A 15,590-nucleotide genomic window follows, 5' to 3' on the forward strand; every position below is an offset into this window, starting at 1 on the left:
AGGGATGATACATGACTGAACAGGGGAGAGTTCTTTTTTACGACAATTCAACAGGGAATAAAATTATTGAGGCTCCTTCTCAAAGAGGTGACTATTTTACGCCGTTTGAAATAGATTATCTCATTTCCATATTCCCCGAGCTTCGGGATCGGGTTCGGGAATCATTCGATTATATCGAACTTGAGTACGGACAATACGACCAGGATTTTGATGAATCTAACGGATGGCGCATTAATATTGAAACGAAACAAATTGAGTTTAACTATCGTGACATAGGGAATTCGCCGGATGATCCGCCGGTATATCAACCGCCACTCACCGAACAAGTCGCGCAACTCCAAGCGGCTGACCTCGATAATAAAGAAGCCATCGCATCACTATTCGAAATGGTCCTCGCAGGAACGGAGGTGCTTACGAATGGATAAGCGCGCACTAGCGAAGATTTACTACGATCTCGTTAAAGCCGGACGCCGCACGGAAGATAGCGTACCTAACGTTATCCGAACGGAATATGACGAAATTAAAGCCGAATCCACAGCGACCGCAACTAATGCGTAAGCTACGGACGCGGCTTTTTCTATTTGCGTTCGGTTTACTCGCGAAAGGAGGTGGCGCAATCATGACGGAACAACAAAAACGCATCTTCGCGACAACTTACGTCCATTTGATTCTCAACGGACGACGCACGATTGACGAAGTGCCTGCGATCATCCGCGATATAGTAATGGCGGATTTGGGAATGGGCGAAACGACGGAATAAGGAGGACGGCACGATGCCGGATCAAGACGAAGTAAACGCGCAATTACAAACGCTCGCCGCCGAGTTTACGCGCTTATCTGCGGCGGCCATAGCGGATGAAACGCGGATGAAACTGCTCGAAGAAACGCAGAAGCGCCATGACGACGATATACGCGAATTAAAGGTAACGACTGGCGCGATTAAGGAACACTATACGCAAATAATCTTACGCTTCGACTCGCTTGAGACGAAGCTTTTTTCGTTGGTACAGCAATCGCACACGGATAGCACGAAGGAACGGTCGGCGAATCAACGCGCTTGGATATCGCTAATCAAATTCGTACTCACCGGTACAATCTTCGCGCTAGTCACGTACGCGGTTACGAAAGGAGGCGGCTAATATGGCAGCTATACGTTATATAACGAATCATATTCCGAAGGACACTCCGCAAAATAGGCGGCCGGAATACCGGATGGCGCCGACTACCCTTACGATACACAATACGGGCAATCCGACATCATCGGCGGCCGGCGAACGCAATTGGCTAACGAATCCGGCTAATCTGCGTCAAGCATCGTTTCACATTGCGGTTGACGAGTTAGGTGCTATCGAGTGCATTCCGCTTAACGAAAACGCGTGGCACGCGGGGGATGGTAGCGGCGTTAATTCCGGCAATCGGACGTCGATCGGCGTTGAGATATGCGAAAGCGGTAATTATGCGAAGACTCTCGATAACGCGGTCGAATTAATCGCGCAGATGCTAAAGGACCGCGGATGGGGCGTAGATCGTTTGCGCCGTCACTTCGATTGGTCCGGAAAGATATGTCCGCGCCTAATGTACGATGACGGGAAATGGACCGGCTGGCACACGTTTAAGGCGCGAGTCGCCGCTAAGTTAAACGAAGGAAAGGCGGAGGTTAGCGATATGAAAATCGATAAGGCTAACGTTAAGGTTAACGGTAAGGATGCGAAGGACGGCGTTATTATCGACGGCTCAGTTTACGTGCCGCTACGTGATATTAGCGAACGGATAGGCGCTACGATTACGTGGGATAACAAGGCGAAATTGGCGACGATTACAACGAAGGAGGCGAAGTAATATGCGTAACTCACGCGAATCTAAATGGAAAAACTACGGAATGTGGGTATCGCTAACTGCGGCGGTCCTGCTCGCGGTACAAGCGGTCGGCGGTATCTTCGGCTTTACGATTACGCCGGAACAATACGACGGTGTGGTCGGCGCTGTTAACGCGGTGCTTGGTGTGCTGGTCGTACTCGGCATCGTAAGCAATCCGCAAGCCGGAAAAGGATATACGGACACTGACGAAGACATCTAAAATAATTGCGCCCACCGGCGGATTCCTGCGTATATAAACGTGAGGGATTCGTTGGTGGGCGCTTTTCTTCGTATATGGCGGAGTTGGCGATACTATGGTATATTTAGGTAGACGAGGAGTGGTTGCGTTGAATATCAAACTAACGAAAAAAGATTACGTAATATACGGCGGCATCATCGCCTTTATACTTATCGCGTCAATAATCGGATTAATCATCGATAACAATAAATCGCCATCTATACGCACGTCAGGTCCGCCTATCGAAGCGCCAAAGTCGCCCGGCCTTAACGATACGTTTACGGACGGTAAATTCGCGTACACAATAACGGAGGCATCACGCGAAGGCAATACCGTTACCGTTAAGGCACGCGCTAAGAATATCGCTAGTAAGGCGGAAACACTTTACGGCGGCACGATGAGATTGCGCGATGCCAGCGGCAACCTTTACGATAAGGATCGCGATAGTTTAAACGGCACGCTTAATCCCGGAATCGAAATTGACGGAGTAATTACGTTTGAGGTGCCGGAGGATGCTCGCGGACTTAAAGCCGCGGTCAACACGAACTCAATCGAATCAGCCGTCGGAAATAAACTCGGCAATGACGTAAAGTATACGATTGTAGATATCGGATTATAAACGGATTACAATGCGCTCGGTCTTCGGATCGGGCGCCTTTTTTGCGTTACATAGGCCAGAAATCGTCGACCGATACGTTCTCGCCCGTTAACTTACGGACGGCGGCGACTAATTTGCGCATAGTCGTACCGTTCGGGTAGTACGCGGAGTTACTGCAGACTCGCGTTAATGTATCGCGTCCGAGCTTCGTTTCCTCGCGTATTCTTTCCTGCGGAATCCTCTTCCGGTCAATGTAAGCGCCGAATTTACTGCGCTGCTTACCAAGTCCCATAACGCTCACCTCATCCGCAGTTTGGACGAGTCTAGCGAAATTTATACGTCTCTATCCGCAAAAATGCGGAAAGTTGTACGGGCGGTGCTACATATGTATTTAGCAAAGACGAAAAAGGCGGTGTTTGCGATGATAAATTACGTACCATTTGCGCAGATGGCGGCGGTAGGCCTGACAGCGCATATAATCGAGCGCAAAGTCGAACGGGCTGGACACGGTGGGCGCGTCCTATATATCCGCATAATTACGTATGTAATTTACGCCGGAATAACTATGTATCAATGGCGCGATCTCTTCCGTTATGCGGGCCGATTACTGGGCGTCCACGTATCGTTATAACGTATGTATTTGCGCATGTATCAACGTATGTATCGCTGCTTATGTAATTAGCGCAAAAACCGCATAGCGGCGCAGATTTTCGAAATTGTTTACAACGGCAAAATAGCGGAAGGAGGCGGCGGAAATGAGAGAAGAAGTGAAGCCAAGACCGCATTGCGTTAAGTGCGGCGTAACACTTAGTTCGATGGGCTATTGCGATAAATGTGCGAAGTGCTAACGGGAGGCGAACGGAATGATTATCGGCAGCCTGGAGTTATTTAAACTTGTGAGCGCAGGAGGTTGCGGAGTGGCGGCGTGGGCTTTATGGCGTAATCAACCGGATCAAGTTATGCGGCGGTCACTGAACGACGTATTTATACGCGGCGACTTGTACTATAAGATGCGCGGTTATCGCGGACGTGAGTTGCGAAGTTACCCGCGAGTAATCGGAGTCAAAACGTATATCGACCGCACAGAAGCCGCGTTTAAATTGCCGGTCGGCATGGACCCGTCGCGCATAACGGAATCGGCGTGGCTGTTCCGCCAGGTACTCGGTAGCGGCGTAGAGTTAGCGCTTGCCGACGATGGGCGCACGTTTAGTATGCGGAAGTACAGCGGCGTTATAGGCGCGTTCGAATATGACGCGGAATCAGTAGCGGCGGCCCTCCGTAATATGCGCCTGCCTGTTTACGTCGGCAAATCGCGCACGGGCGACGTCGCGTACGATATGGTTGACCACCCGCATCTACTTATCGCGGGCGAAACCGGCAGCGGAAAATCCGTCGCCCTCCGCTCGATATTAACGTCGCTTATACGGCAGGTCGGCGCTAAACTCGAATTATATTGCGCGGATCTCAAGCGGTCAGAGTTTCACGTATTTCGCGGAGTTGCTCGCGAAGTCGTAACGGATGTCAGCGGATTGGAGCGCATAGTCCTCCGTCTGCAGCGCGAAATGCGGCATCGTGGCGACTTAATGGATGCGGAGGAAGTTGCGCATATTGACGACTTGCCTGCGGATAAGCGGCCGCCTTATATCGTGCTGGCAATCGATGAGGTGGCGCTACTCAAGCGCGAGAAAGACGTTATGGACGGCGTAGAGGAGATAAGTACGATAGGGCGCGCGCTCGGCGTATTCCTTGTACTCGCGATGCAGCGACCGGATGCCGGCGTATTAGACGGACGGTTGAAAAATAACTTAACCGTGCGTATGGCCTTCCGCCACTCTGACGCGATTAACAGCCGTATAACGATCGGATCAGACGAAGCTGCGCGTATACTCGACCGCGATAAGGGGCGCATGGTCTTTAAACTTAACGGATGCGAATACGTACAAGGTCCGCATTTAACGCTGGCAGCGGCGCGTACTTTGCTTAATCCATATAAAAACGCAAATGCTATCGCGAAGCCTAACGTTAATACTAGCGTTAGTGATAACGATATTATCGAGTTGGAGGTGCTGTAATGAATGCGCGAGACAAGGCGATAATCGCGGATATCGAGCGGTTCCGCTATCTCACACGCGATGATATTGCGGATTTATACTTCGGCCACACGCGCCATCCAATAACGCAAACTAACCTCGTACTCAAGCGGCTGAGACGCGATGGCTACGTAAAGTGTTCGACTGAGCGGCGCAAATACGTATACTACGCGGCCGACCGCAAGTTAAAAGCGGAGTCGCAGAAGGTAGCGCATTTCCTGGCGATCGCGGAGTTCTACAAGCGGATACGTGCGGATGAGGAGCCGCGAGTGTTCGAAGTCGAGCCGAAGCTCGGCGGTAAGGGGCGTCCGGAACCGGATGCGTTTGCGATTTGGAAAGGCGCGCCGTGGTTTGCGGAGATACAGCGGTCGACATATACCGAGCGCCAGATGGCGGAGAAACTAAACCGTTATGAGGCGTATTACAATAGCGGAGAATGGGAGCAGGCGCCGTGGCAGCCGGCAAATAAGCGGATATTTCCATACGTGTGGATTATCGGTGCGGGGCGCTATGACGTGGGTAAGCGGCCTTACCGCGTTTATCAGGCGAGCGTTGACGAGATGCTGGCGAAAATAAAAAGGTAGTTGACAAGGTTCGTCGATTCGTGGTAGTATCATTCTTGTCGCCGCTGACACAAATATTGCGTAGGTCGGCGCGCAGGAACATTCCGCTAGTCGGTCCGAATCCCATGCGGAGGTTCGAATAAAGCGAAGTTAAAAACGCGGCAAACCCGCGTCAAACATGCCGGGGTGGCGGAATTGGCAGACGCACAGGACTTAAAATCCTGCGGTAGGTGACTACCGTACGGGTTCGACCCCCGTCCTCGGCATACGGAAAGAAACCTTGAGAAATCAAGGTTTCTTTTTATTTAGAGCGTATCTTAAAAGTGAAGAATCCTGTGCGCTTATACTATGTATAACTAGTCACACAGGACTTATCATGAGCGATCCAGCAATGGTAGGAATGATTCGTATCTTTAGCGCCTCGCAGTACCCAGATAATGCTAAATATCACATCTTATTTGCAAGATCTGCCGCAGATCCTGCAAGCAAGATGTTTTTATGTTATAACAATTGTAAGGGCTTACATATTATTTTTGGATATCCCGAGTGACTTTGGTTCATTTTTCACTAGAATGGGTGCAATATTTGCAATACTATATATATGAAGATACGAAGAATATCTGCAAGGGGGAACATCGGTGTTTAACAATGATTGGGATATGCTTCTGAAAGAAGAGATCGAGAAGCCTTATTTTGAACAGCTGCGATTAAAGGTCGCTGAAGAGTATACTAATTATACGGTTTATCCGCCGCAAGAGGATATTTTTCGTGCATTGAAACAAACGCCATTTAAAGAAACAAAGGTTGTTATTCTCGGTCAGGATCCGTATCATGGGCCAGGGCAGGCCGAGGGATTAAGCTTCTCTGTGAAGCCAGGGGTAAGGATACCTCCATCATTACATAATATTTATAAAGAAATGGCATCAGATCTGGGCGTTTCAGCACCGCGGCATGGTTCGCTAATGCATTGGGCTAATCAAGGAGTTCTGTTGTTAAATGCGGTTCTTACTGTTCGGGACGGAAAGCCTAATTCTCACAAAGGGATAGGGTGGGAAAGATTTACCGATGCGGTCATTGCGAAATTGAATGAGCGGACAACGCCGATGGTATTTATTTTATGGGGCAGTTACGCGCAAAAAAAAGGTTCTTTTATTAACCGGGGCAGGCATATGGTGCTTGAATCCAGTCATCCGAGTCCTCTCTCGGCACGAAGAGGCTTTTTGGGGAGCCGGCCTTTCTCGGCAGCGAACGCTTTTTTGGAAGAGAAGGGGATTGAACCGATAAGCTGGGAAATTCCTGATATACCGGTGACGGTGGGTAAATAGTCCGGGGGTGACCGTGTTGAAGCATTGGGTTGGAAGACGAGTTGTTGTCCACCGTCGTGATGGTGCAAGGGTCGCGGTTGAAGGGGTATTAAAGATATGGGACAACATCCATGAAAAAATTGTAATGGTACCGGGAGATATTGTGGTACCTTTTCACGCGATTGTAAAGATTGAGCGGGCTGATATGTCACCTTCGTTAAATAGTATCGGATATAAGATGAAGCACTCCATTCAATTTGATAATGCGGTCTATTTTCGTTCCCGTGTGATGATATGGAAAGAGAATTCCTTACTCTCAGCCCAATCGATTTTGACAGCACATGATGCGGAAACGGTCACATTGTCGAACGGAGTGCGATTGCGTAAAGCAGAGCACAACTTCGTGGTACGTTCTTTGAGAGGCAAGGTTTGGTGAAGGTATAGAAATGAAAAATGGCGGTGCCAGGGAGCGTATCAAGCTCATCTTGGCACCGCCATTTCTGGCTTTTGGTCCATAACCCCCTACTTGTATCAAGCATCCTCAACCTTTTCTGCAAGAAAGAGCTCATAGACCCGGGTGACAACGATTTTGATAACCATATAGGCTGGGATGGCAAGAAGAACTCCAAGGATACCGTAGAAATCGCCGCCGACAAGGAGAAGAATAATCGTGGTAAGCGGGTGAATATCTAGCTGTTTACCGTATATCACAGGTGTTAATATATTGTCCTGAATTTGTTGCGCGATGACGATGACGACAACAGACCAGATGGCAATGCTGGGGGATTCGATGAATCCGACGATGACGACTGGTATTGCTGCGAGAAGAGCACCGACATAAGGGATGAAGTTTAAAACAAAAGAAATGAGTGTGAGCAGCAGTGAATAAGGCAGGCCAATAATAAGAAAGCCGATATACATAAGAGCGCTAAGGATGAGATTGAGAACAACCTTTCCAATGATGAAATTACTCAGTGCATTATCGATATCACTAATTACATCTTGTCCATCTTTGCGATATTTTCTTGGGATAATACTGAGAAGTCTGGAAGGGAGCTTGCCGCTCTCTTTCAGCATGTAGTACAGAATGATAGGAACTGTTGCGATAACGACGACAACGCTGGATACAACCGTAATCAGATTGCTGATGGAGTTGCTGATCCACGTCATTGCATTATTAACATATTCCATAAAGCCGTTGTAAAGCTCGGACTCAGATGGCATGAATCTTCCCCAGAATGGATTTTCACTCAGCAGATTGACCTGACTTTGAAGATCATCTACCAAATTGGGAGCATTTTTTATGAAATTTTCAATCTGCTCTCTCAGTGTCGGCCATACCAAAAGGAAAAAAATGGCAAATAAGCCGATGAATACAAAATAGATCATAAGCACTCCAAGCGGACGCTTGATCTTACGCCGTTCCAGATAGTCTACGATGGGGCGAAGCAGATAATAGAAAAACCCCGCCGCAGCTATCGGTACAAGCAGTATTTTGAATATGGAGACGATGGGATTAAACAAGAAGCTGATTTTTGTACCAAGGTAGATAATTAACAGCAGTGCAATAATACCGAGGCAGGTTCGAAAATATTTGCTCTGCATCATAAGCGTTCCCTCCAGGCTATGTATAGTATCGCAATGAGTACTGCTTCGCATTTTTCTACTCTTAACAATTCTCATTAACCAATATTGTTAAATTTGAATGAGGGCATATTAGCCAGGGGGAATTTCGAATATAGTCTATCGTAATATAGTCTATCGTATTGTGACTTGAGTATGGATAGGTACGAGAGAGGCGAGCTCATTCACATCTTCGTTGTACATCCGAATACAACCATGTGAAACGGCTCTGCCAATAGAGGAAGGGTCATTCGTGCCATGTATACCGTAATGAGGCTTGGATAACCCGAGCCAGTAAGTCCCGAAAGGGCCGCCTGGATTGGGGGCTTTGCTGATAATAGTAAAGCTGCCTGCCGGCGTTTGGGTAGCCAGTTTACCTAAAGCGACCGGAAAGGTCCTCACCACACGGTTGCCGTCAAGCAGATGAAGCTGAAATTTCGACCGATCGACAATAATCCGGTACTTAGGCATATTTCATCACTCCTTTTCACTTATTTTATGTGCAAGGATATATACACGCGCATTAGAGCAGCTAAAATGGGCTCTTGCCTTCTAATTGTTTATTTCTTCTGATGAATGTTTAATAGGTACGTTGCTGGCATGACGCTGATATTATCATTTTCCTTCTCCGGCCTATTTTCCACGTTTGCTGAAGACTGATCAGAAGCGGTTGAGAATGCATCGTGCACAACGCGAAGCAGAAAAATGCTTACTTGGTGAAAACGGTTACTTTACATTTTAGAGGTAGTCATGTACGATTTGCCCTGAACGTAGAACTCCAGTTTCTCGTTGATAGGATCGAAAGGGAAGGGGGGAGGCATACATACAACGATTTATTCGATTGGTTGACCAATCGGGTGTTTAAAAAATAAAAAGACTATGGAAGGTGAGATGATTGATGAAAAGAGGCCCACACAGACTGGTCCAGGTTAAAAAATGGATGATGATCACCATGGCGCTTATGCTGGTGCTCAGTATGCTGCCGGCAGAATCCACTTATGCAAAGGGAAAATCAAAATTGGACAGAAAAGTGTATGGAACACCCGAACCGCTGCTCGAGCCTATTGCTTCTTCACCAAGCGTTTATGATGGAGCAGCAGGCAAGGAAGATGGTGTGAATGTTATGTATACAACGGCAAAGGGACAACCTGCTATATTCCAGGTCGTTGATATAGATAACAACAAGCTGCTAAGAAGTTTCCCTCTGACAGGGGTAGGAGAATCATGGCACCATGAAGTGGCCGTGGACGGAACCGTTTACATCACAGGAAGCAATAAGCTGTGGGCTTACTCACCGGTGAGCAAAGAACTCACGATTGCGGCGGAGTTCGGTTCCCAAGGTTTATGGGCTCTGGTTACAGACCCTGAAGGAAATGCATACGTCGGGACGTACCCAGGCGGTAATGTTTTTAAATATGATCCAAGTACAGGAGAGACCCGCGATTACGGAAGAATGATCGATGCAGCTCCACAGGAGTATGTTCGATCGATTGCTTATCATAACGGGTATATCTATGCGGGGACAGCTCATGACAAAATTATGAAGGTGGATGTTGTAACTGGAGAGAAGCAGGATATTGCCTCTACACTTGGTGATACAGGTTTTGTATACGATTTGAATGTGGTGGATGACAAGTTCCTGTTTGCCCGGTACTCGGTGTCCCAGAAAATGTATGTGTACAATCTGGAGAGCGGGACGTGGCTGAATCAGTCCATAAATAATGTAAACGGCCTGCATGTAGCCGACTCCCTGGACGGTAAGGTGTATTTTATAGCTGATCGGAAATTAAAATCATTCGACCCGTATAACGAAGTATTGGAAGAAACCTCTATTACCTATGGCAGCGGGCTGAGGGGAGCGGATTGGGCAGAATTCCCGAACAATCCGGAGCTGCCGGGCAAGAATCTGGTCACCATGCAGTTTGGTGGTGCTATTTCGATTTTCAATATCCAGAACGGCACGGTGAAGGTGCTGGATTCGGTACTTAAAACGCCGGCGTCGGTGATCCATACCATCGAAAAAGATCATAACGGCAAGATTTACATGAGTTCACTAGGCGGGGGAGCGGGAGCCGTTTATGATCCAGCTTCCGGACTTAATCAGGCAATAAAAATCGGTCAGGCGGACAGCATGGTCACGTCTGGAACTCAAATGTATATGGGTACTTATCCGGGGGCAAATGTATATCAGTATGATACCGAAGCAGCTCCCAGCGATCAGAATCCGAAGCTTTCCTTTCAGATCGGTGATGAGCAGGATCGAGTGGTGGTCATGACTTCCGGCGAAGGAAAGATATTTATGGGCAGTGTGTCCACATATGGTAAATTAGGCGGCGCCTTAACGGTTTATAATCCCGCATCAGGTTCCGAAGGAATCCAGGTATACCGCAATATTGTCGAAAATCAAAGCGTTGTGGGATTAGCATACCTTAACGGTAAAATCTTTGGTTCGACCAATATTAATAATGGACTCGGCAGTGTTTCGACAGCCGAAGAAGCTAAAATGTTTGTATACGATGTTAAGAAGGGTGTAAAGATAACTGAATTTTCACCGAAAATTAAAGGCGTAGATAAACCGGAATTTATCGGAAGATTGACTGCGGGTCCTGATAAGCTGATCTGGGGGGCTGCAAATGGTCATATTTTTGCTCTCCATCCGGCAAACCTCAAGGTGGTCAAGAGCAAGGAAGTGTTTACAGGAGACTACAATTTCGGGGCATGGTCGTCGGTTCCTATGGAATTTTCCAAAGACGGTCTGCTGTATGCCTTATTCGGCACTCAGCTCATTGCCGTGGATCCAAAGACGATGGAGCACAAAGATATTGTAAAAGCACATCAGTTTGAAATGGGTAATGATGGTCATCTTTATTATTCCAACTTCAATCAGAAGACACAGCTGGATCGTATAACCGTGCAGGATGCAGACTGACAATAGTTATCGAAAGTGATATCCTTATTCAAGGAGACAGGCACTCTTAATATCTAATGTTCTAATACAGGAAGAGTCAAGGTGTTACATGAACCCTTGGCTTTTTTTGTTGCCTGCTGGCGTTTGGGTAGCCAGTTTACCTAAAGCGACCGGAAAGGAATGTCAAGGATAGATATACGCGCATTGAACAGCTAAAATAGCCCTTACCCTCTGATCGTTTAATTCTTCTATTGAATGGTTAATAGGTACGTATTAAATATGAATCGAAGGGAATTCCCTTGCATCGGAGGAAAATAAAGATGGCAATTCTAATGGTAGGTGTCTTTGAAGCAGAGGCGGATCTGTATCGTTCCATTAAGGGATTAGAAGAGCTCGGATTCAAGAAGAAGGACATTTCCATGATCAGTAGAAACGTGGATGTGCTTAAGGATTTGAGTGACATAGCAGGGACGAAAAATCCGGAGACAGGGCCAGCATCCACGGGTTTGCTTGGTACGCTTCGGACCGTTGTATCCGGGTTAGATGTGTTAACTGAACCGGTTGCTGCAGTTGGGCCCGTTGCTCAAAGAGCAGCCGGAGCGGGGATCGGCAATGGTGAAGAGAATAGTCTGGCAGTTGCATTAAGCGGACTAGGCATTCCGCAAGAGGATGCGAGAGCGTATGAAAGCCAAGTGGAGGCAGATCGCTTCTTGGTCATGCTGGAATGTGATGAGGAGCAGCAGCAGGAAGTGGAGGCTTTATTTAAGGAGACAGGTGCTCTTTATATCTAATTTCCTGTTACAGGAAGAGTCGAGGTGTTATAATAACCCTTGGCTTTTTTTTGTTCCCGAGTACATCCATATTATTACATCATCTTTAAAGTGGCAAAACATGCTATATTAGAAAATGGACGGCATTAAAGATTTTTATTGCAGCAGGGGGGAGTCAGAAAAAGATGTCTCCAATTCGTTTCTATAACAATTATATAAAGAATAATATGTTCACTAAAATGCTGTTGTCGTTCTCAGGAATTGCCATTATAACTATACTTTCTTTATCATATCTAATGTATTATTTCATGTCCCAATCGGCGATTCGCAGTGAAATTCAGAACCAGCGTGAAGCAGTGGAGCGGATCGAGAGGTACATGAATCAGAAGTATGAGGCAGTGCAGTCTTATGTAAATGATTTGTACCGAAATAACGCTTTAAGTGACGACGTCTCCTTTTTTCTTCAAAATACATTTAATGAATATATGGGTAAAAGAATTGATCGGTTTTCGGGAGCAGCCAGCTCCCGGTCGGAAAGTGTCCTTGCCTATTTCAAGCAGCGTCTAGAAGATGATGCTGACATTGAGAATATCATTCTTTATAGTGCCGAGAAGCAGTATGTGTATGTTTATAAACAAGGAAGCATGAATAAGCTCTATCAGGCGAATTCTACATATTCTTATATCCCGGATGTGATGGCTCTGGACACCCAGAGTGTGACACTGCCTAACCAATGGGTTCATAAGCTTACCGGAAATAAGGATGCACTGCTGTATTCCATAAGAAGTCCCATTAATGATATGAGAACATATAAAAATCTGGGCCAACTGCTCGTCTATTTTCGTTCAGAGGGAATGTATCAGATCCTGAAGAATTCTAATCCTGAAATGAAAGGCTATATTCTGGTTCTGGCGGCAGATGGACAAGTGCTATTTGATTCTTCACGTCAATATTACGGAAAGCGCTATCCTTACGCAGATGAACTTATTAACCCGAAAGGTGTCGCTGTACTTGACGAAGAATCTTATATAACTTCCTTGCCTAATCAAGCAGGATACACCGTTGTGGGAATCGCTCCCAAATCGGAAGTTGCAGCATCGTATAAGAAAATTCAGAATACGATCATCCTGATTGCCTTGTTATGTATTTTGATTGCCATCTTTATTCCAGCCATACTGATTGTGAATTATTCGAAGAGGACCAACAACATTATCCGGTTTATGCGTAAAGTGGAGACCGGCGATCTGGTAGCCAGAATCCAGGATCCGAAAGAGGATCAGCTGGGACAAATTTCGCAGAGCTTTAACGAGATGCTGGATGAACTGACAAGGCATATTGAAATTGTATATAAAGCAGAAATTAATCAGAAAAATGCGGAGCTATCTGCACTTCAGGCCAGAATTAACCCTCATTTTTTATACAATACGCTGGAAGTGATCCGGATGAGGGCGCTGTCACATGGCGCGCATGATGTTGCAGAGATGATATACAGCTTATCCGTTCTTTTCAAGAACATGGTGCAGACCAAGCATAACTACAGGCTTAAGGATGAACTTGAAGCATGCCGGTTATATCTTGAGTTATTTCGCATTCGTTATAAAGACAAATTCAGTTATGAAATAGATTGTGATGAAGAAATTGGGCACATTCCAATGATCAAGATGTCACTGCAGCCGCTTATCGAGAATTATATTGTTCATGGGCTGAGGAAGGAATCCAATGATAATCACGTATGCATTAAAGTGGTTCGGATCCATGATGGGGACCGGGTTCATATAGAAATTCGTGATAACGGAAAGGGGATTTCAGCTGAGAAATTGGACAGCATTCTTCATCGGCTTCGGCTTCCCGAGTCCAGCGAAGAATCATTCGGCCTGAGAAGTGTTAATGAGCGTCTGAAACTAACGTATGGTAATGAGTTTGGTATGAACATCCAGAGCAATCCGGATCTTGGTACAACGGTATCTATCGAGTTTCCGGTGGCACAAGAGGAGTGACGAACAATGTACAAGGTATTTTTAGTGGATGACGAACCTTTTATCATAGAAGGATTGTATGATGCGGTTGATTGGCCGCGATTTGATATTGAGATTGTCGGAAGTGCGGAAAACGGACAGCAGGCGCTCGAAAAAATGGAGAGTATTCCGGTGGATATTCTAATAACGGACATTTCCATGCCTAAGATGACAGGGCTTACTCTTATCGCTGAGGCCAGAAAAACCAATCCTGCGCTAAGAGTTATCGTTCTGAGCGGCTTTGACGATTTCAGTTATTTGAAACAGGCTATGCAGCTTGGAATCGAGAACTATTTGCTCAAACCTATTAATTTTAAAGAGCTGGAAGAGACCCTTTCTGTAACCACGAATAAAATTAATGCTTCAAGAGTGCAATATTCACTTGATGAGTATGATATTTCTATTCTGAAAAGTAATATTTTATATCGGTGGCTTACCGGAAAAATCGAAATGGAAGAGTTGTCAGAGCGCGCTGCGCTTCTTGACCTGCGTCTGGATAAGCCTTATATTCTCGTGGCCGTGCTTAGGTCCCAGTCGATTAAGCTGGAAGAGGTCCTTATGCGCTTGGTGGAGCAAGAAGACAACGTGATGTATTTAGTCGATTATGACGGGGATCTGGTTGCTATTTTTACGATGGATGATCCGATCGTAGAGAAACCAAGAGCCATCCGTCTGCTGCAGCAGGTTCGGGAACAATGTTACGGAGAAGAAATCAGTATTTCGCTTGGCAGTGTGGAGGCACTTCATGAGCATAATACCGAAAGCTACAGACATGCGAAAGAAGCGCAGGAATATTTCCTTGTTCTAGAACAGCCTTCTTATATAGATTATGTCGATATTCAGGAACGCAAGGATGAGGCTTCACGATCTTTTTCACTGCACTGGCCGGATTATGCCAAAGGGATTGCAGCGCGGGACAAGCAGGAGTTGTTTAATATCATTGACCGCGACTTTGAACGGCTTCGCATGACTCCTGGGATTGTGCCGAGTGTCTTGCAGAGCATAGCGGTAGAACTTATTATCCGCTTTAAAATTGAACTCAGTGACATCCACTATGGTGCAGCTCCGGATTTTGTCAAAAATACACTGAGACGCATAGTGGATTCCGTCTCCATTGATGACTTGATCCAAGCGGTTAAAGAGGGGATCGGCAACCTTGTCGACTCCTTGAATAGTGACATTAAAAGCCCGGTCATTCAGCAGACGCTTAATCATATTCATGAATCGTATGATGAGGATCTATCACTAAAAGTGCTTGCCGCACATTATCATATTCACCCTGTATACCTGGGACATCTCTTTCATAAGGAAACAGGAGAGAGCTTTACGGAATATATTAACCGGTACAGGATTGAGAAGGCGAAGGAGCTCCTGCGTACAACACCGCTTAAAGTTCAGGAAATCGCAAGAGAAGTGGGATATTGGGAAACTGGATATTTTTACAAGCAATTCAAGAAGTATGTAGGCCTTTCCCCAAGAGACTTTAAAGGACTGCTCTGATGAATCAATCAGAGCAGTTCTTTCTTTAGTTTCTACCATAATAACTTTAATTTTTCGCCTATGTGAAAATGCTTTCATCCGTTAATCTTAATTTGTAGAACAGACAAACAAACAAGAGGGACAA

General features: G+C 46.3%; 19 protein-coding genes and 1 tRNA gene. 17 read left to right on the forward strand and 3 right to left on the reverse strand.

The window, feature by feature from the left end; genetic code table 11:
* The first annotated feature begins 11 nt into the window (after positions 1 to 11).
* The 7 genes from BN1234_RS02320 to BN1234_RS02340 all read left to right on the forward strand — a co-directional run bounded on the left by BN1234_RS02320 (position 12) and on the right by BN1234_RS02340 (position 2,714).
* A complete protein-coding gene (locus BN1234_RS02320) occupies positions 12 to 425 on the forward strand; it encodes a hypothetical protein (RefSeq protein ID WP_054955057.1) in 414 nt (137 codons plus the stop codon).
* Positions 418 to 558, forward strand: coding sequence for a CD1375 family protein (locus BN1234_RS22420; RefSeq protein WP_170307973.1), 141 nt, complete (start codon positions 418 to 420; stop codon positions 556 to 558). Before BN1234_RS02320 ends, BN1234_RS22420 begins: the two co-directional genes overlap by 8 nt.
* Positions 559 to 619: 61 nt before the next feature.
* Positions 620 to 760 (forward strand): CD1375 family protein, encoded by a 141-nt coding sequence (locus BN1234_RS22165; protein ID WP_156337117.1) that lies wholly within the window; start codon positions 620 to 622, stop codon positions 758 to 760.
* A 13-nt stretch (positions 761 to 773) separates the two neighbouring features.
* On the forward strand, positions 774 to 1,139 hold the full coding sequence (locus BN1234_RS02325; RefSeq protein WP_054955058.1) for a hypothetical protein: 366 nt from the start codon (positions 774 to 776) through the stop codon (positions 1,137 to 1,139).
* Between the two features lies 1 nt (position 1,140).
* Positions 1,141 to 1,839: an N-acetylmuramoyl-L-alanine amidase gene (locus tag BN1234_RS02330; protein ID WP_082423073.1), complete on the forward strand. Its 699-nt coding sequence runs from the start codon at positions 1,141 to 1,143 to the stop codon at positions 1,837 to 1,839.
* A 1-nt stretch (position 1,840) separates the two neighbouring features.
* Positions 1,841 to 2,077, forward strand: coding sequence for a phage holin (locus BN1234_RS02335; RefSeq protein ID WP_054955059.1), 237 nt, complete (start codon positions 1,841 to 1,843; stop codon positions 2,075 to 2,077).
* A gap of 127 nt (positions 2,078 to 2,204) precedes the next feature.
* Positions 2,205 to 2,714, forward strand: coding sequence for a DUF4352 domain-containing protein (locus BN1234_RS02340; RefSeq protein WP_054955060.1), 510 nt, complete (start codon positions 2,205 to 2,207; stop codon positions 2,712 to 2,714).
* Between the two features lie 46 nt (positions 2,715 to 2,760).
* Here BN1234_RS02340 and BN1234_RS02345 read toward each other — a convergent pair whose 3' ends face one another.
* The gene (locus BN1234_RS02345; protein WP_054955061.1) at positions 2,761 to 2,985 is read right to left on the reverse strand and encodes a hypothetical protein; all 225 of its coding nucleotides are present in this window, start codon (positions 2,983 to 2,985) and stop codon (positions 2,761 to 2,763) included.
* A gap of 129 nt (positions 2,986 to 3,114) precedes the next feature.
* On the opposite strand from BN1234_RS02345, the gene BN1234_RS02350 reads away from it, so the two are divergent.
* The 6 genes from BN1234_RS02350 to BN1234_RS02375 all read left to right on the forward strand — a co-directional run bounded on the left by BN1234_RS02350 (position 3,115) and on the right by BN1234_RS02375 (position 7,086).
* Complete coding sequence (locus BN1234_RS02350; RefSeq protein ID WP_156337118.1) at positions 3,115 to 3,324, forward strand: hypothetical protein; 210 nt, start codon at positions 3,115 to 3,117, stop codon at positions 3,322 to 3,324.
* Positions 3,325 to 3,976: 652 nt separating this feature from the next.
* Entirely contained in the window at positions 3,977 to 4,765 is a 789-nt protein-coding gene (locus BN1234_RS02355; protein WP_245640065.1) for an FtsK/SpoIIIE domain-containing protein, read from the forward strand.
* Positions 4,765 to 5,367 (forward strand): replication-relaxation family protein, encoded by a 603-nt coding sequence (locus BN1234_RS02360; RefSeq protein ID WP_054955064.1) that lies wholly within the window; start codon positions 4,765 to 4,767, stop codon positions 5,365 to 5,367. Before BN1234_RS02355 ends, BN1234_RS02360 begins: the two co-directional genes overlap by 1 nt.
* A 159-nt stretch (positions 5,368 to 5,526) precedes the next feature.
* Positions 5,527 to 5,612, forward strand: a tRNA-Leu gene (locus BN1234_RS02365).
* A gap of 372 nt (positions 5,613 to 5,984) precedes the next feature.
* The gene (locus BN1234_RS02370; RefSeq protein ID WP_054955065.1) at positions 5,985 to 6,671 is read left to right on the forward strand and encodes a uracil-DNA glycosylase; all 687 of its coding nucleotides are present in this window, start codon (positions 5,985 to 5,987) and stop codon (positions 6,669 to 6,671) included.
* A gap of 16 nt (positions 6,672 to 6,687) precedes the next feature.
* Positions 6,688 to 7,086 (forward strand): hypothetical protein, encoded by a 399-nt coding sequence (locus tag BN1234_RS02375; protein ID WP_054955066.1) that lies wholly within the window; start codon positions 6,688 to 6,690, stop codon positions 7,084 to 7,086.
* Between the two features lie 95 nt (positions 7,087 to 7,181).
* Here the strand turns inward: BN1234_RS02375 and BN1234_RS02380 are convergent, their stop codons facing one another.
* Both BN1234_RS02380 and BN1234_RS02385 read right to left on the reverse strand, forming a co-directional pair.
* The gene (locus tag BN1234_RS02380) at positions 7,182 to 8,258 is read right to left on the reverse strand and encodes an AI-2E family transporter (RefSeq protein ID WP_054955067.1); all 1,077 of its coding nucleotides are present in this window, start codon (positions 8,256 to 8,258) and stop codon (positions 7,182 to 7,184) included.
* Between the two features lie 150 nt (positions 8,259 to 8,408).
* A complete protein-coding gene (locus BN1234_RS02385; RefSeq protein WP_054955068.1) occupies positions 8,409 to 8,744 on the reverse strand; it encodes a L,D-transpeptidase in 336 nt (111 codons plus the stop codon).
* 427 nt (positions 8,745 to 9,171) lie between these two features.
* Here BN1234_RS02385 and BN1234_RS02390 point away from each other — a divergent pair, with 427 nt between their 5' ends.
* The 4 genes from BN1234_RS02390 to BN1234_RS02405 all read left to right on the forward strand — a co-directional run bounded on the left by BN1234_RS02390 (position 9,172) and on the right by BN1234_RS02405 (position 15,466).
* Positions 9,172 to 11,202 carry an outer membrane protein assembly factor BamB family protein gene (locus tag BN1234_RS02390; RefSeq protein WP_054955069.1) on the forward strand — a complete coding sequence of 677 codons (2,031 nt, stop codon included), beginning with the start codon at positions 9,172 to 9,174 and terminating at the stop codon, positions 11,200 to 11,202.
* Positions 11,203 to 11,501: 299 nt separating this feature from the next.
* Positions 11,502 to 11,972, forward strand: a complete 471-nt coding sequence (locus tag BN1234_RS02395; protein WP_054955070.1) for a general stress protein — start codon at positions 11,502 to 11,504, stop codon at positions 11,970 to 11,972.
* Between the two features lie 164 nt (positions 11,973 to 12,136).
* Entirely contained in the window at positions 12,137 to 13,948 is a 1,812-nt protein-coding gene (locus BN1234_RS02400; RefSeq protein ID WP_054955071.1) for a sensor histidine kinase, read from the forward strand.
* Between the two features lie 6 nt (positions 13,949 to 13,954).
* Entirely contained in the window at positions 13,955 to 15,466 is a 1,512-nt protein-coding gene (locus BN1234_RS02405; RefSeq protein ID WP_054955072.1) for a response regulator transcription factor, read from the forward strand.
* The last annotated feature ends 124 nt before the right edge of the window (positions 15,467 to 15,590 follow it).

The organism is Paenibacillus dakarensis (assembly GCF_001373415.1).
Taxonomy (GTDB): Bacteria; Bacillota; Bacilli; order Paenibacillales; family Paenibacillaceae; genus Paenibacillus_AQ; species Paenibacillus_AQ dakarensis.